At 68.4% G+C, this 15,342-nt stretch carries 14 protein-coding genes and 1 pseudogene; 3 read left to right on the top strand and 12 right to left on the bottom strand.

Annotation, left to right across the window (positions count from 1 at the left end):
- Nucleotides 1–54: 54 nt before the first annotated feature.
- On the bottom strand, nt 55–636 hold the full coding sequence (locus tag ACFV8H_RS11255; protein WP_380398541.1) for a TetR/AcrR family transcriptional regulator: 582 nt from the start codon (nt 634–636) through the stop codon (nt 55–57).
- Nucleotides 637–723: 87 nt separating this feature from the next.
- On the opposite strand from ACFV8H_RS11255, the gene ACFV8H_RS11250 reads away from it, so the two are divergent.
- Both ACFV8H_RS11250 and ACFV8H_RS11245 read left to right on the top strand, forming a co-directional pair.
- Nucleotides 724–1,152, top strand: coding sequence for a nuclear transport factor 2 family protein (locus ACFV8H_RS11250; protein WP_380398539.1), 429 nt, complete (start codon nt 724–726; stop codon nt 1,150–1,152).
- Nucleotides 1,149–1,997, top strand: coding sequence for an NAD(P)H-binding protein (locus tag ACFV8H_RS11245; protein WP_380398538.1), 849 nt, complete (start codon nt 1,149–1,151; stop codon nt 1,995–1,997). Before ACFV8H_RS11250 ends, ACFV8H_RS11245 begins: the two co-directional genes overlap by 4 nt.
- A 418-nt stretch (nt 1,998–2,415) precedes the next feature.
- Here ACFV8H_RS11245 and ACFV8H_RS11240 read toward each other — a convergent pair.
- The 4 genes and pseudogenes from ACFV8H_RS11240 to ACFV8H_RS11225 all read right to left on the bottom strand — a co-directional run.
- Nucleotides 2,416–2,721, bottom strand: a pseudogene (locus ACFV8H_RS11240) (helix-turn-helix domain-containing protein); the annotation flags it as partial.
- Nucleotides 2,722–2,874: 153 nt separating this feature from the next.
- Nucleotides 2,875–3,432: a hypothetical protein gene (locus tag ACFV8H_RS11235; protein ID WP_380398536.1), complete on the bottom strand. Its 558-nt coding sequence runs from the start codon at nt 3,430–3,432 to the stop codon at nt 2,875–2,877.
- Nucleotides 3,429–4,322, bottom strand: coding sequence for a hypothetical protein (locus tag ACFV8H_RS11230; protein ID WP_380398534.1), 894 nt, complete (start codon nt 4,320–4,322; stop codon nt 3,429–3,431). Before ACFV8H_RS11230 ends, ACFV8H_RS11235 begins: the two co-directional genes overlap by 4 nt.
- Before the next feature lie 244 nt (nt 4,323–4,566).
- Nucleotides 4,567–5,823, bottom strand: coding sequence for a hypothetical protein (locus ACFV8H_RS11225; RefSeq protein WP_380398532.1), 1,257 nt, complete (start codon nt 5,821–5,823; stop codon nt 4,567–4,569).
- A 553-nt stretch (nt 5,824–6,376) separates the two neighbouring features.
- On the opposite strand from ACFV8H_RS11225, the gene ACFV8H_RS11220 reads away from it, so the two are divergent.
- Nucleotides 6,377–7,003: a hypothetical protein gene (locus ACFV8H_RS11220; protein ID WP_380398530.1), complete on the top strand. Its 627-nt coding sequence runs from the start codon at nt 6,377–6,379 to the stop codon at nt 7,001–7,003.
- Nucleotides 7,004–7,081: 78 nt separating this feature from the next.
- Here ACFV8H_RS11220 and ACFV8H_RS11215 read toward each other — a convergent pair whose 3' ends face one another.
- The 7 genes from ACFV8H_RS11215 to ACFV8H_RS11185 form a co-directional block, all read right to left on the bottom strand.
- On the bottom strand, nt 7,082–8,428 hold the full coding sequence (locus tag ACFV8H_RS11215; protein WP_380398529.1) for a hypothetical protein: 1,347 nt from the start codon (nt 8,426–8,428) through the stop codon (nt 7,082–7,084).
- 290 nt (nt 8,429–8,718) lie between these two features.
- The gene (locus ACFV8H_RS11210; RefSeq protein ID WP_380398527.1) at nt 8,719–9,528 is read right to left on the bottom strand and encodes a hypothetical protein; all 810 of its coding nucleotides are present in this window, start codon (nt 9,526–9,528) and stop codon (nt 8,719–8,721) included.
- A gap of 165 nt (nt 9,529–9,693) precedes the next feature.
- Complete coding sequence (locus tag ACFV8H_RS11205; RefSeq protein WP_380398525.1) at nt 9,694–10,785, bottom strand: PucR family transcriptional regulator; 1,092 nt, start codon at nt 10,783–10,785, stop codon at nt 9,694–9,696.
- Between the two features lie 83 nt (nt 10,786–10,868).
- The gene (locus ACFV8H_RS11200; RefSeq protein WP_380398523.1) at nt 10,869–12,320 is read right to left on the bottom strand and encodes an NADH-ubiquinone oxidoreductase-F iron-sulfur binding region domain-containing protein; all 1,452 of its coding nucleotides are present in this window, start codon (nt 12,318–12,320) and stop codon (nt 10,869–10,871) included.
- On the bottom strand, nt 12,317–13,039 hold the full coding sequence (locus ACFV8H_RS11195) for a hypothetical protein (protein ID WP_380398521.1): 723 nt from the start codon (nt 13,037–13,039) through the stop codon (nt 12,317–12,319). The genes ACFV8H_RS11200 and ACFV8H_RS11195 overlap by 4 nt, the downstream gene beginning before the upstream one ends.
- Nucleotides 13,040–13,225: 186 nt before the next feature.
- The gene (locus ACFV8H_RS11190; RefSeq protein ID WP_380398519.1) at nt 13,226–14,248 is read right to left on the bottom strand and encodes a hypothetical protein; all 1,023 of its coding nucleotides are present in this window, start codon (nt 14,246–14,248) and stop codon (nt 13,226–13,228) included.
- Between the two features lie 20 nt (nt 14,249–14,268).
- Nucleotides 14,269–14,985, bottom strand: coding sequence for a DUF4142 domain-containing protein (locus tag ACFV8H_RS11185; RefSeq protein ID WP_380398517.1), 717 nt, complete (start codon nt 14,983–14,985; stop codon nt 14,269–14,271).
- Between the last annotated feature and the right edge of the window lie 357 nt (nt 14,986–15,342).

Genomic DNA, 15,342 nt, shown 5'->3' with positions numbered 1-15,342 from the left:
TTCCTGACACCTGGTCCGCTCCTCCCGGCCGCCACCCCGCCGGGTGGCGGACCGTCACGCGACGCCGAGGACCCGGGCGACGTGGTGCGCCAGCTGCGCCCGCAGGTCCTCGCGGGAGGCGTGCTCCGTGCCGGCCAGGTGTTCCACCAGGTCGGCACGGGTGGCCGCGAGCAGCGCGTGGGCGGTGAAGTCGCCGTCGGCCGCCCCCGGGATCCGGTGCAGGAGTTCCCGGACGAGGGTGTGCCACTGCTCGTAGTGCTCCGTCCGGTAGGGGCTGTCCGCGCCGGTGCCCTCCAGGGCCAGGGCGAGGTGACGGTTGTCCAGTTTGAAGCAGAGCAGGGCGTCGAGCAGGGCCGGTACGCGCTCCAGCGGGGGCGTGCCGGGCCCCAGTGGGGGCGGGCCGGCCTCGACGGCTTCCGTGAGCGGCTGGAGCCGCGCGGCATACAGGGCCCGGATCAGACCCGTGCGGTCGCCGAAGGCGCGGAAGAGCGTCCCCTTGCCGACCCCGGCGGCCGCCGCGATGTCGGCCATGGTGACGTCCTCGGCGCTTCCGCCGTGGGAGAAGAGCTCGTCGGCCGCCGCGAGGGCCGCGGCCCGGTTGCGGGTCGCGTCCTTGCGTGGCTTGCGCTCGGTCATCTGCTTCCTCCGATTGCGATCCGGACCGCCGGTCCGTATCGTGCTCGAAGCGGACCGCTGGTCCGTATCGTAAGCGACGGAGGACCCATGCCCGCGAACACCCCACCGGCGGAGCTGTACCGCCACAGCCTGCGCCTGCTGCTGGACAAGGACATTCCCGCCTGGGTCGGCCTGTGGGCCGAGGACGGCGTGATGGAGTTCCCCTTCGCGCCGCCGGGCCTGCCCCGGCGCCTGGAGGGCCGGGAGGCCGTCGCGGCCTACATGCGCGACTACCCCGACCACATCGACCTGCACGACTTCCCCGAGCTGCGGATCCATCGGACCACCGACGCCGAAACGATCGTGGTCGAGATGCGCGGCGTGGGCCGCGTCGTCCGGACCGGTGACCCCTTCGACATGTCCTACATCGCCGTCGTGACCGTCCGGGACGGGCGCTTCACCGCCTACCGCGACTACTGGAACCCGCTCGCCCTCCAGCAGCCCGGTCTCGACTTCACGGGGAGCAGCGCGCGATGAACGACACCAGCACCGTCCTGGTCACCGGCGCCACCGGCACCACCGGGAGCCGCACCGCCGCGCGGCTCGTCGCCGCCGGGCACCGCGTCCGGGCCGCCGGCCGCAGTGCCACACCAGTGCCCGGCACGGAGCCGGTGCGCTTCGACTGGTTCGACCCCGCCACCTTCGACGGCGCCCTCGCCGGCACCGACCGCGTCTACCTCGTGCCACCCGTGGGGGACCCGGAGCCGGCCACGGTCATGCTGCCGTTCCTCCGCCGGGCCCGGGCCGCCGGCGTGCGCCGCGCGGTGCTCCTCAGCTCCTCGGCCGTGCCCGAGGGGGGTCCGGCGGTGGGCGTGGTGCACCGGGCCCTGCCGGGCCTGTTCGACCAGTGGGCGGTGCTGCGGCCGTCCTGGTTCATGCAGAACTTCACCGGCGAGCACCTCCACGCGCGCGGCATCCGCGAGGACGGCACCATCCTGACCGCGGCCGGGAACGGACGGGTCGGCTTCGTGGACGCCGACGACATCGCGGCCGTGGCCGTGCACGCGCTCACCGACGACCACGCGCCCGACACCGACCTGGTCCTGACCGGGCCCGAGGCGCTCAGCCACGACGACGTGGCCGCCGTCCTCACGGAGGTCACCGGCCGTTCGGTCGTCCACCGCCACCTGACGTACGACGAACAGCGCGCCCGGCTGGCCGCGCTGGTGCCGGAGGAGTTCGCCGCGATGCTGGCCGGGATGGACCGGGCCATCGCGGAGGGCGCCGAGGACCGCACCACCGACACCGTCCGCCGCCTCACCGGTCGCCCCGCGCGGAGCTTCCGGCTGGTCGCCGAACGGGAGTTGACCGCCGCCCGCTGACCCGCACCACCCGCCCGCCCGGGTACGGCCGGGGGCCGGTGCGGCATTGGTGGGTCGGCCGGCATCCATCCGCCCCCGGTTCAGCATGCCGTACTTGTACCGGACCGGTACTCAGACGCGAGCGCCAAGCCCACCAGGGTCTTCACCGGACCGCCGACGCACCGCACCTCGTCGGCCAATCTCACCGGAGGCCATGTCCGACCGTTCCGCGATCCTGTCCCTGCAGACCGAGGTGGACATCCGTACCCACCGCCGCGACGGGCACACCGAGTTCGACTTCCGGCCGTGTGCATGGAGGCAGCGGTCCTGGGCTGCTGGGCGAGCCGGCCGCCACCGTGGCCCGACTGCTCGGGGACACGGAGAAGTAGCCGTCCGTCCAGGCCTCTGGTTGAACAGTCGGAGTCTCGTGAGCCGTGTCACCGGTCCCGCCGACAAGCGGCGGTGCGGTGCTGTCCGCCGCGGCGTTCTTCGACTCCTCCCCCGTACCGGCCGGGGCCACCGGCTCGATGAGGTCATCCGTGGTGCAGTCCAGGATGTCGAGCAAGGCCATGAGGATCGTGAGACTCAGTCGCTCGGGCCGCTCGGCCACAAGACGATAGACCTGACTCCTCGACGGGGTGATGCCTCGTTCGGCCAGTGAGGGGATGAGGTCGGTGGTGGAGAACATCCCGCGGTCCGCCATCACCTTGCGCAGGTGCCAGTGGTACGCGAGCTTGGCGGTCATCGTCAGGTCCTTCCGGTCGGGCCTCGGCGAGTGCCGATGCCGGAGTTTCGTGGCTGTTCAACACCATGCGGCAGCTACGGAGTAGCCATCCCGGCAACGACCCACCTCTGCTGCCGGGGGCCGCCGCCGGGCACTGGGTCAGGCATCGTCCAGCTACCCGCCGGTCACAGGGAGCTCTGCGGTGTCGTCCTCTGCCCCGTGGGTGACCCAGGGGACGAAGCCGGCCTCCTCGTCCTGCGCATTGAGAGTGCCGTAGACCGCCCGCACGATGCCCTTGTCAGTGGCGATCCACGAGTGGTCGGGATCGGTCGTGAGGTGCACGGTACGGCCGTCCTCCGCCACGATGAGCAGACTGACCGTCTTCGCACCGAGCATCCCGGCGATGGAACTCGCGATGAACGTTGCTGTGACCCGGAAGCGGCTGAAGACGTTCTCCACCCGCCCGGCGGGGATGGTGATCGAGCTCTTCTTCAAAGCTGCGGCCAACGTCCCCATCGTCCCCATACCGCCCAGGACCGTTATCAGGTTGCCGAAGGTCACCGACGCCGCCGGCATGCCCGAGAAGCCGGAGAACCCGAGAACGGCCGTGACCACCGCCGAATCGACGATCACATCGGCCAGCGTCCAGCCGGGATCGGCCATCGGCATCACGTAGATGGCCTCCTTCATGTGGTTGGCGACGTGCACGTTGCTGTCGATGCCGAGCGTCATGTTCCGCGTCCTTTCATCCTGCCGGGCATAGCCCGCTCCTGAGAACGACTCCACCAGCCCACAACCTCGGAACCCAGCGCTTTGTCGGATGGCGAGCGAACCACGGCTGGGGTTTGTTCGCACGCGACAACGACAGGGTGTCCAGGCGCCGGCGCAAACGCGGGGTTGTACGTCCCGCTTACTGCCCCTCTCCTGCTCCCGGGGAACGCGGCAGAGGCCGCAGCCCTCAGGGCATGACTGTCGGCGAACTCCCCTGCTCGTGCGCGCAAGGCCGCGAGGTCCGCCAAGCAGCTCTTCGTGAGCCGCCCGGATCCGATGGCAACCGCCGCTCTCACCGCAAGGAGCAGATACTCCTCCGCCGCCGTGTACTGCGACCGCTCCCAGTGGATCGCTGCGCCCAGGACTGACACCCGCACCAGAAGGGCCAGTATTTCGGACCGTGTCATGCCGTCGTTCCCGAAGCCCGCCAGGACTTCGGCCAGGAAGCTGAACTCGCTGGTGACGGTCGCTTCCAGACTCGGGCCGTTCGCTTCGCGGTGCATGCTCTCCAGTTCGCTCACGCGTCCGGCGAGAATGTCCCGGACGCTCGAAGCGGTCATGGGCTCCCAGGGATTCGAGTGCTCTGCGAGCGCCGTCAAGGCGTGAGACAGGAAGTCGCTGAGACCGCTTCCTGTCACCGTGAGGGAGCCCTGATGCGCCGAACCTAGGGTCCGACCCGGGCCAGGACCCCGAAAGGCATCGACGATGTTGCCGCAGTGCCACGGCTGGGCCGTCATCAGTACGTGGCGGCTGTACGGGTAGAGCCAGAAGGGCCAACCCAGGGAGCCGACTTCGACGGTCGGTACTCCATGGATGCGGGCTATGGCCAGCTGGGCGGTTCGCTCCGGCACGACCCGACCGCTCTCCCAGCGGGACACCTTCTCGCGTCGGGAGGCCATGTGACCGTGGCCCAGTTCGAGGTGGGTTCGGGCGACCAGTCCTGAGTAGTCGGAATGCGAGAGACCAAGGCCGAGGCGCAGGACGGTGAGCGGGTGCCGGGCGCCCGCCGGGGCACCGGGTTCGACGCTGCCCGGCTGGCTGCGGTCGTCGCGACATGACACCCCAGTTCCCACCGACTCTGCGCCGGACGGACTGTCACCGGTCACGGAGCACCGCCAATAGGGCCCGCACACTTGGCTCGTAGCGGTAGGACCAGAACTCGCTTCGGAGCTGGGTGGCGAGCTGCTCGGAAAGAGGGCCGAAGACCGCGCGGCCACGACAGACCTGGTGCACGGCGGTCTGCAGGTTTCCCGCCTGCAGATGTACTTGAACGAGGGGCTGCAGGAGCCATATCGGCGCTCGGAAGGGGGATGTCGGGATTCCGCGTTCCACGATCGGCGCGAAGCCGCGCCTGGCCTCACGGGGCTCGCCCAGCAGATGCCAGGTCAAGGCTGCGCTCACACCCAACCAGTCCTCATCGACCTCACGGACAGCGGCGGGAACCGGTTGAATGCCCGTCGAACTCGCAGGCACTGCCGTGGCCGCCTTCTCCAGAGCCCGGAGGGCGGCGGGGCGGTTGCCGAGCAGAGCGTGGGCGCGTGCCTCACGCAACCCGATCACGGCTTCCGCACGCGATGACGGTCCTGTGCCCAGCTCACGTGCGGCCTGGAGAAGGAACCGGGTGTCGTGAGGGGAGCCGATCCGTAGGTGACAGGCGGCAAGGTTGGAGAGCTGAATGGCAAGGGAGTTGGGAGATCCGACAGAAGCCGTCACACGTGCTGCTACACGCAGGTACGTTTCGGCGGTGGCGTGGTCGCCGGTGGCGGCTGCAAGACGGCCGCACAGGTCCGCTGCCCGGGCAAACACGTTGGCGGTGCCCGCGTGCTCGGCCGTCGATGGGTCGAGACGGGACAGGGTCGCCTTGAGCAGGCTGAGGTCGCCTTCGACCGCGGGGAGCAGCGCTCCTGGGTTCACGTCGAGACGCAGTGCTTCCGCTGCCGCGACCCGGCGGTCGATCCGTGCGGCCAACCCGGTGGGCAGGACCGGTGGAAGCGCTCGTCCTGCCTGCTCCAACAGACGGTGGACGAGTGCAGCCAGCTGAGAGCCGCCGATGGCAGTGCCCTGGAGCGACTGGCGCGTGCCGGCGAGCCCTTTGCGGGCCGGCACGTGCAGCCATCGAGGCCAGCCGAGGCGTAGGACCGTTGCAGCGGGGACACGGTGGATGTCCGCCATCGCTTGCTGGGTGGCGAGGTCGGGTGTGACCTTGCCGGACTCCCAACGTGCGACCTTCTCCCGGCGGGCCGCCATCCGGCCGTTGCCGTGTTCGGCTCTCGTATCGCTGACCAACCGGGCGTAGGCCGATTGGGAGAGGCCGATGTCGGCGCGCAGCACTGCCAGCGGATGCCTCGTCATGGGGGAGCCACCGTTTCGTTCGGGGAATGGCAGAGGGCCTGCCTGATCACGAAACGGAATCGTAGGTAGGGCCAATGGTTCGGGCGCACAAAGTTCGCCAGGAGGCAACAGGAGGCACTTCGAACAGGCTTGCGCAGCTGCGTAGTCCTCCGCTCACGCAAGCGGAACTGCGGTCTGTGACGGGCTGCAAGGCGACCCCGAGTCATCCGGGTTTCAAGCACGACCGACTGCGCGAAAGTCCGTACAGGCCCACCCGCTGTCCGAACTCCCGACGAAAGGTGGGAAGAGAATCCACACCTGGGCGATAGCCGACCGATTCGACCACAAACGCCATGCCCACGAAATCGATCGCCCGGACGTCCGGCACGACGTTGTGCCGATCGTCACCAGTTCTCGTGATTACCACGCAGGATTGCACAACACCCTGGGTTTCCGTGCGACCGCGACGGCAGCCTTGGGGAACGACAGGTCCGGCATTCGCAACGCATGACCACCAGGCGTGCACTCACGCGTGGAGCGGACCGACGCCCGGTACGAGAATGGAGATCAAGTCATGGTGCTTGAGAAGAAGATCCACGTGACCAATGAAGTCGGTCAGGACATCTACGTGATGGCCGTGCCCCGTCCTGGCTGGGCGCTCGCCGACCTGGCCACCGATGTGGTGCTGCTCGCGGCCGGCGTGACCGAGATCAAGGCCGTCGCGACTGCCATGGAACTGCCGGAGAGCATAGCCACGTTCGCCGACCTGGTGCAGTTCCTCAAGGTGGCGAGCGCGCTGGGGTCGGGCACCTGGAGCGTGGGCGCTCGGCCGGCGGCCGCCGTCCGCACTGTCGTCGAGGCCGTTCAGCATCACTCCGTGAAGATCGCAACCGGTAAAGCCGCGAACCTGCGGGAGGAGGGGCTGCTCTCGTACCTCAGTGCCAGCGGAATCGCCGCACTGCTGGGTGCCGAGACCGTTTCCATGCTTGTGATGTCCGCAGACGGGAAGCTGATCACCGACTTCGACTCCGGGCCGGACGAATCGTGGATCGTAACGCCCGACGGGATACACCGAGTGGCACATGGCACTGTCTCCGCCATCGACTCCGCGTTCGCGACCATCCCGTGGACATCGACCACGATCCGCCTTGCCCCCGAAGGCGTCGAGATCGGGAACCATCTCGACGCCGACCAGGACTGAGCACGACCGGTCCTCAGACCACCCGGTCCATGAGGGGCTTCGAAACCGGACCCACGGGCCGGAGCGCATCGGAAAGGTTCAAGCCCATTCCGACAAGTAGTCGAGCGCCTCTCCCACAAACGGATTCTTCGCATGGGGGGCCAGGTGTCGTCTGAACTGGGCGGCCAGCCCTGGAGGCAGGCCGCCCACGCGGTCGACAGCTCTGCGGACGGTGGCCGCGGCTTCCTCGATCAGTCCGGCAGCTGCCTGGATCTCCACGACTGCACACAGTTGGACGGAATCGTAGGGCGTCGGAGGCCGATCCGGAAGTGCACTACGTTCGAGGAAACCGCCGAAGCAGGGAAGCGCTCGCGCCGGTTTCCCCAGGCGCAGCCAGGTACCACCGCCGGCCAGGGTCAGGAACTCCTCGTCTATGTTGCCGGCGTACGGGTCCGCTTCTTCGTCCCACTGCGCATCGACTGCGAGAAAGGCGTGTTCTGCGTCTTGCAGGAATCCCAGTGCGGTGGTGGGCTCGGCACACCCGGCGAAGGCGATGGCCTGGGTGGAACGGAGAATGACGGCCAGGCGGGCGGTGGGGCGGGGGAAGATCGCATCGACCGCCTGTAGCGTGGAGAGCGACTCCTGGGAATGGCCGCAGCGCATGTGCCCACTGGCGAGCAGGGCAAGGCAAGCGGCAGTGAGCCGGGGTGCCCCGGCGGCTGAAGCGGCGCGGATCGCTGCCAGCGCATAGCGCTCGGCCTTGAGCTCCTCTCCCAGTGCTGCGCTGGTCCAGGTGCACAGGGCAGCGGTGCGGGCGGCGAGCCGGAGCAGCCTGGGCCCGGTGGCTCGGTCGTATCCACAGCGGGTCAGGAGATCGCTGATCAGCTGGTGCTCTGCGCGGGCGGAGTAGTGGAGCAGCTCTGGGGTGAGGGGGCTGCCGGCCTCGAGGTGTTCGAGCGCTCGGATACGGTGTTCGGCCCATGCGACTACTTCGGGGGCGATGCGAGGGCCGGCCCGCTCGAGTGGGCGAGAGCCACTTCCGAGGGCAGAGATGGCACCGCGGATCTGGGCGATGAGGGATGGTCCTGTGGCGATCAGGCCTGGGCCGGGCTCTCCCGTCGCCGCTGTGTGCCGGGCGACGGATATGGCACCCTGCTGACTCCACGGCTGTTCAAGGATCTCGCGATTGCCGTTGGCCGCCAGGAGCCATTGCGGCCAACCCAAGCGCAGTACGACGTCCTGGTCCACGTGGTGTATGCGGGCAATCGCGAGCTGGGCACCGAACTCCGGGACGATCCGGCCGGATTCCCAGCGGGACACCTTCTCCCTGCGCGCGGCCATCTGTCCGAGCCCGAGCGCCGTAGCGGTACGGGCGATCAGCTGCGCATACGCGCTCTGCGATAGTCCGGTCGAGGCCCTCAGCGCTACCAGGGGGTGTCTTGCCATGTGTCTGCCCATCAGATCTGTCCGCCAGGGCTCGCCTTCAGCGGTCGGAGGTTCGTGACTGTTGAACAGTGAATAAATCTGACACGTACCGTTCGAGGGTTTCAACTCGGAGAGGCAACGCAGCAGGCACCCCGTGCGGTCTTGCTTCATACGCCGGTTCCGAGAGCACCTGCCGGTCAGCCGCATTGAGGGCCCGAGTGCTGTCGACGTCCATGGATGCTCTGCATGCGGCCGTTCGCCCGGGCCCTCCGGGCGTGGGTCCCCGCCAGGCGGCTCGACAGAGGCCGAATTCAGGGCTTGTCGTACAGCAGGGTCGCAAGGTCCTCCAGGCGGTCGTTCTCCCGTCCGCGAGCGATGGTGGTCAAGGCCCGGCGGGCGTGGACCGCATTGGCCAGGACGTAACAGCTCGAAGCATCGGTCGTCCCCGTGGGCACCCTGCTCGCCACTACCGCAGCGGTCGGCTCCGGCCAGTCCCGGGGATCGTCCATGAAATCGGGGGCAGCGATGATGATGGCCCACCAGTCTCCGCGGGAATCCGGGACGTACCGTTCAAGGCTGCCCAGGGGATAGCAGTCGCCGGCGGACAGCCCAGCCTGGAGATCCCACCCATCGGCCAGCGCCGGGTAGGCCTCGTACAGGGCTTGGCGGTCCCGGAGGAGTTGCGGCGGCGAACTGGCCCCGCACAGCGGACCGTCGAGCCAGGCCCGGTAGAGCGGGTCCACTGTGACCAGCCACCAATTGAACACGTCAACCCTCGCCATGTCCTCGTAGAGGGTGCGAGCTGCCTCGGCCAGCGTGTGGTACTCGTCACCGGCAGCGGCGGCAAGCGTGGCGCAGATCGCCGATTCCGCGCGAAGGCTGCAGGTGGCGTGGATCCAGTACTCCCAGTCGATCTCACCGGTCTGGAACCGCGGATGCGGCTGACTGCCGGCGCGCACGAGAGCCTCTCGTACGGCGCGGGTGAGGACTGCGACGGCGTGCCCCGTGCTTTGGGCGCAGGCGTCGGCAGCGAGGGCCGCCTGGGGCGGCGCCTTGTGTTCAGCGCGTGCGCGGGCGCACCGGCGGTGGAAGAGGTCGATCCGGTGGATCCAGTAGAGCACGTCGGGTATGCGCGGGCCTCCGCCCGCGCCGGTCCCCGCGTCGGAGGAAGGTGCGGTCGGGAGGCGGCGAAGGACTTCCGGGGCCGGATTCCGACCGAGGAGGTCCGTGTCGGCTCGGGAATCCATACGGTGCTCGCTCCAAGCTGGACGTGATGGTCGATGCCGCTACGGACGAATGGGGAACGCGGTGGACTGCCCCTCACGGACGAGGGGTGAACGCGGCCGCCCGGTATCCGGGCCGGGGGCATCGTGAGCGGGCTGATGGCTGCGTCGGAGCCCCGGGGCCAACAGGTGGATCCGGGCGGCGACTTGCAGTTCGAACCGGACGCGAGGATCGTACAGAGCACTCCCGAAGAGCTTCTCCAGCTTGCGGATCCGATAGCGGACCGTCTGCGGGTGAACGCCGAGGGCCTTGGCCGTCGCAGTGGGTCCGCCGCAGGCGACCCAGACGGCGAGCGTCTCACTGAGCTGCTCGCGCTGGTAGTAGGTGAGGTTCGACATCGGTTTGAGGAGCTTGTCGTGGGCGAAGGCGGCAAGGGCTTCGTCCTGGAGCAACAACAGTGCGGCGACCTGGTCTTCGACGTAGGTGATGCTGCCCCCAAGGGGCTGTTGCTCACGTCGGATCGCGAAGAGTCGTCGGGCCCAGCGGAGTGAGGTACCTGCCTCGGCCAGGTCGACGACGGGACCGATCACCGCCATCCTCCCCTCCAGGGCCTTCTGGATCGTCGTGGGACGGCGGCCCTCGGGATCAGGGACGAGGACGTTGAGCTCCCCTTGTCCAGCGTTCACCAGGATCGACCTTCGCGGCAGAACGCGCGGCGCGCCCCCCTCGTCGGCAACGGCGACCAACTGAACACACCGGGGAAGGTCCGGCCAGTCCGCCGAGGAGGTCAGGGAGCGGAGGGTTTCGGCCGACACGGTGATCCGCCCGGTGAGCGCGTCGAAGAGGAGACGGAATGCCTGCCTGCGGTCCGTGATGGCCGGGGCGTCGGCCTGGGCGAGTCGGAGAGCCGGCTCACCGGGCTGCTGAGGAGCGTCAGGGGTTGGACCGGCCCAATCGCAACCCGCCCAGGTGGCGAGCGATGAGGAGGTGAAGGCCTTGGCGACCGCGTCCCGGTAGCCGGGCCCGAGGACGGCGGGGCCGCCGCGGCCGCTACGATGCTCCATGATCTCCAGCAGGTTCGTCAAGAAGCCCTCCACCGCGCGCTGGAGCGAGCGGCGGACATGGTTGTGCGAGGGCGGGAGCACTTCCTCCATGACGCTTACTTCCTTGTCTGGACAGAGGTATGAGACGCCTCGGCCGGCTACGTACCGTCCCGACCGAGATCTGGCTGCTGCCGCTAGCCGACGACCTTGAGGGCCAGGGCGGGACATCGGCGCACCGCCCGTACCGCGTTCACGTGCTGTTCGCGGGTGACCGGCATGTCCGCGGACAGTGGGTATCCGTCCGGGCCGAGCCGGATGACATCCGGGAGGACATCGGCGCAGAGGCCGTGGGCACGGCACAGCGTCCAGTCGACCTGGAGCCGTTCCTTCGAGGTGTCGACGCCGGCACCGTCCAGGGGAAGGACGCCCAGGACCGGTCTTCCGCAGCCGCCGCCGTGGACGTGCCGATTCACGTCCTCGGGGAACGCCTTGAGCGCAGAGGCGACGAAACGGGACGTGCCGTCAGGGTGGCTGCACGCGCCGCGGCCCAGGACGCCTCGGACGTGTGACAACACGGCCTTGTGAGCGGCGTCACCGCCGACGACGGTCAACGCCTGGAGCTCGTCGGCCAGCCGGGCCAGGCCCCACACGCAGGGCCCGCACTGCTGCGCCGACTCCCCCGCCATGTACCGCGCCACGAGGGCGGTTTCGCCGAGCGGACAGGTCTCTACCGGCAAGGGCAGGACCGCTCCCGCCCCCAGTGTCGCGCCGTGGGAGCGCAGGGACTCGCGTGACACGAGGGCAACCGCGCTGACGTCGGGGCTGAGCCACATGCCGTGGTAGCCGCCCACGAGCAGGCCTTGGCCGACGGTCATGCCGCACATCTGCAGGATGTAGGTGAGTGGCACGCCGATCGGGGATTCGACGACGGCCTCGCCCGCCACGGTGAGCAGGACGGTACCGGGCTCCTCCCGGGTACCGATGGACGCGAACTCCTCGCTGCCCAGCCGGGCAGCGGCAGCCAGTTGCGCGAAGGTCTCGGTATTGGACAGCAAGGTCGGCCGATCGCCCAGTCCCCGATCGCTGGTGCGGACCTTGCGTCCGGACGGGAGGGCCGGACCGCCGTTGAGGCCGTTCGTCAGCGCTGACCCCTCACCCGTGACGAATCGTTCCGGCAACTGCTCGACCGTGATCTCGACCGCGGTCGGGGGACGTTCGTCGAGCGCCTGCCGGACCGACTCCAGAACGTCATCGCGGGTCACCCCGACGACGACCCTGTCGGCGCGGAGAGCGACAGCCGCGACCTCCGCGCCGTCGAGGACGAGATGAGGGGTGTTGAGCAGCAGAGCGGTGTCCTTGAGGCAACTCGGCTCTCCTTCCGTACCGTTGACGACGACTGCCGGGACGGTGCTCGTGGTTCGGACGGCCTCCCGCACCGCCTCCACCTTGCGTGCGAACGGGAAGCCGGCCCCTCCCCGCCCACGGAGGTCGATCTGCCGAGTCAGGGTGATCAGCTCGTCGAGCGCCAGGGCAGGCAGCCGGCCGTGGACGGCGCTGTGCCGGGCGCGGTCGAGTCGGCCGAACTCGGTTCCGGCGAGGAGCCTGGCGGGGCCGAAGGAGCCGACGATCGGTCGGACACCGCTCATGTCCCGGTGCCCCAGTACGCTGCGTTCGGGTCGGCCGGACCGGGCGAGGCTTCCTCCTGCCTCGCCGACTGCTCAGTTGACTGCTGCGGCGGCACTCGAGACGGGCCGCCGGCCGCCGGACCCGGCGATGTGGTCGACGGAAGGCGGTCGGCGGACCGAACCTTCAGGATGAGGGTGAGGGCCACGACGACCAGGCACGCCGCGTAGGCGACCGTGACCCAGTCCTTACCGGCCCGGCCGGACTTGAGGCCGTGGACAAGTGACGCGCCCCAGGCCAGGTAGGAGAGCATGTGGAGGCCACGCCAAACCAGCGCCCCGCGCCGGGAGGTGAACTTGGTGCGCAGGGCCCCGGTGACCGCGACGCCGAGGAACCCGAGCCCGGCCAAGGTACCCAACCCGATCAGGACGGGCTGGTCAGCGTCGACGAACGGCACGACGGCCGCGAGTGCACTGGCATGCCCTTCCGTCACCTTGATCCAGATGTGCAGGAAGAGGAACACCAGGCCGGCAACGGCGAGGATTCGGTGTACGCTCTGCGCCGCAAGTCGGTGGTTCGAGTAGAGCAGAAGTCGGTCGGCTGCGGTAAGCCCCCACATGACAGCTGAGGTCAGACAGACCAGGGCGAGGACGCCGGCACCGAAGTCGAGGAACTGACGAGCTGCGGTGGAGGAACGAGTGACGACCTGGTAGGCCACAACCGATGCCGCTGCGACCACCACCGCCGACACCAGTCGACCGGCCGGCCTACGTCGGAACGACTCCCTCTGGAGACGAGGTGACGACTGTGGCCCATCTGCCTTTGCCGCCTCAGTTCGGCTGCGCACGAGAGTCCTCCAAGTGGGAACGGTGGAAAGGGAATTCCGTCGGATAAGCGACAGGAACCCTGCTGGGTATCCAGGGACGCCTCATTTACCGGCCGGAGTCGATCCGGTGACGAGACCCTTCGAAGAGATGGGCCACCAACATCCCTTCATACCAAGGCCATTGACGTCAGCCGCAGTGTAGTCGCCGTTGTAGGTGTAGACCCGGTGCCCGCCGATGGTGAGCTGGTGCGTCTTGTCCTCAACGAGGATCTCGCCCACCGAGCTCACGTCGATCGTCCCGGCGACCACCAGACGCAGCGACGAGCTCTCAATACTCCTGGCCTGCTGCCACCCGGCCATGCAGGAGTCACGACAGTGCCTGCCACCTCCGACCTGGAGACCGTCGCCGTTGACGTAGAGGACACGGCCGTCGAGAGCCAGCACCTCCCCGACTGTGGGCAGGACAACGACCGTGAGGCGTTGGCGACCGGCAGGCTTCTCCGTACCCTTGTTCGCACTGCTGTCCGTCGGGCGTGACGAGGGTGTCTTCGATTTCTTGTCCGTCGTGGGCGCGGCGGCCTTCGCCCCGTCCGGCCCGACGAGGGACCAGCCGGTCGCATCCTTCCCTTTGGTGTCACCGGGCATGACGTCCTTCGTGTATCGGTACACCGGGTGTCCGGCGATGGTCAACTGGATCGTGGTGTCATCGCGCGTCAGTGTGCCCACTTTGCCGGTGACTCCGGCGGGCTGCTTCATGGTGGCGCTGGCAAGGGCCGGGAGCCATGTCTGCGCACAGTCGGACGTGCAGGCCGACTTGGGGGGGTTGGCGCTGTCAAGGTCGTACACGTACAGCGAGTTGCCGAGGCCGTCGGTCAAGAACCGGCCGATGACCGGGTCCTCCTTGACCAGGAGGGAATCCGCTCCTCCCGGTGCCGGCGAGGTCGATCCACCGGGGGTGCCGTCCTTCGGCACGGTGTCGGCGCCGGGCGACTGCCGGGTCGCGACCGGGGCCGATCCGGAGTGTTCACCTGCGCAGCCCGCAGCGACCAGGACCACCATCATCGCCACCCCGGAGGCGATCGACCTGATGCCGCGGGTGAACAGTGCATTCTTCTTCGGGTGCATTGTCATGTATGATGCCTCTTCTAGCTATTCCAGAGACCGGTGTTCTCCAGCACCTTCATGTGGTCACGAACGATCTCGTCGGCCTGGTCCGCCAAGGCGCGGATTCGACTGTTCTTCGTGCCGGTCCGCGTGAAGGCCAGGACGTCGAAGATCATGCCGTGAGCGCTCCGCGCCAACTGGACAAAGGTGCGGTCGAATTTTTCGGGCGGCGCACTCATGATCTGAGCCAACCAGTTCTTCTGGTCGGGATTGGCTTCCTTCGGCATCTTGTCGATCCCGAGGATCTGTGCGGTGGTCTGTACAGAAAGATTGAGTGCCTGATGGCCCGCCACCATGTGCTCTCCGGCGGTCTTCACCGCATCAGTGGTCCCTGCGGACTTGGCCTTCGTACCAGCGGGCACCTCCCACAGACCCGCCAGCATGACGCGGCGGACGAAGTCCCGGTCCACGGCGGTCAACGGTCCGGAGTCCTTGATCTGCACACCCTCCCCGTCGTCGACGAACCCCACGGGTGTCGTCTGACCGTTCATCGCTGTGACCTGCGAGGACAATTGGTCGTTTCGTCGAGCCTCACCGAAGAGCTGAACAGGGATGACGAGTGCGGCGATGGTGCCGGCCAGACCGAGGACGAGACCGACGGTGACGACCCCTCTGGACACTTCAAGATTGCCGACCAGGTTCGTTCCTCGGAAGGGCGTTCCGGAAGAAGGCCGGGAACCTCTCCGTAAAAACGCCATGCGTGTAAGTCCTTTCAACATCGACAGCAGTGGCGCTGTTCTCATGTGGACGGATTCGTGAACTGGCCCACTGCGTCTCGTCCGGTGCATCCACGCGAATCGACACCTCACGTGGCCCCGGAGGGCGTGACAGGAACCGGTGGGAACAGAGCGAAAAGACGTTGTGGGGCTGGTTCGGATGTCCCCAACCGCCCGCGAGGCCCCCGGTCCTCATCCAATCGGATGCCGGGGCGGTGGCCAAGCTCCCGGCTGATGCCTCCAGCGTGTCCCGGAGCTGACCTGCTCTGCCCGTGGGCCGCGGCCAGCCGGCACCGGTCCACGGGCGGCGGACAGGACGGACAGAACCTCGTCGATACC

Source organism: Kitasatospora sp. NPDC059827, from assembly GCF_042731675.1.
GTDB lineage: Bacteria > Actinomycetota > Actinomycetes > Streptomycetales > Streptomycetaceae > Kitasatospora.
Note: the sequence above shows the minus strand (reverse complement) of the source record. Positions and strands in the feature narration are given on the sequence as shown.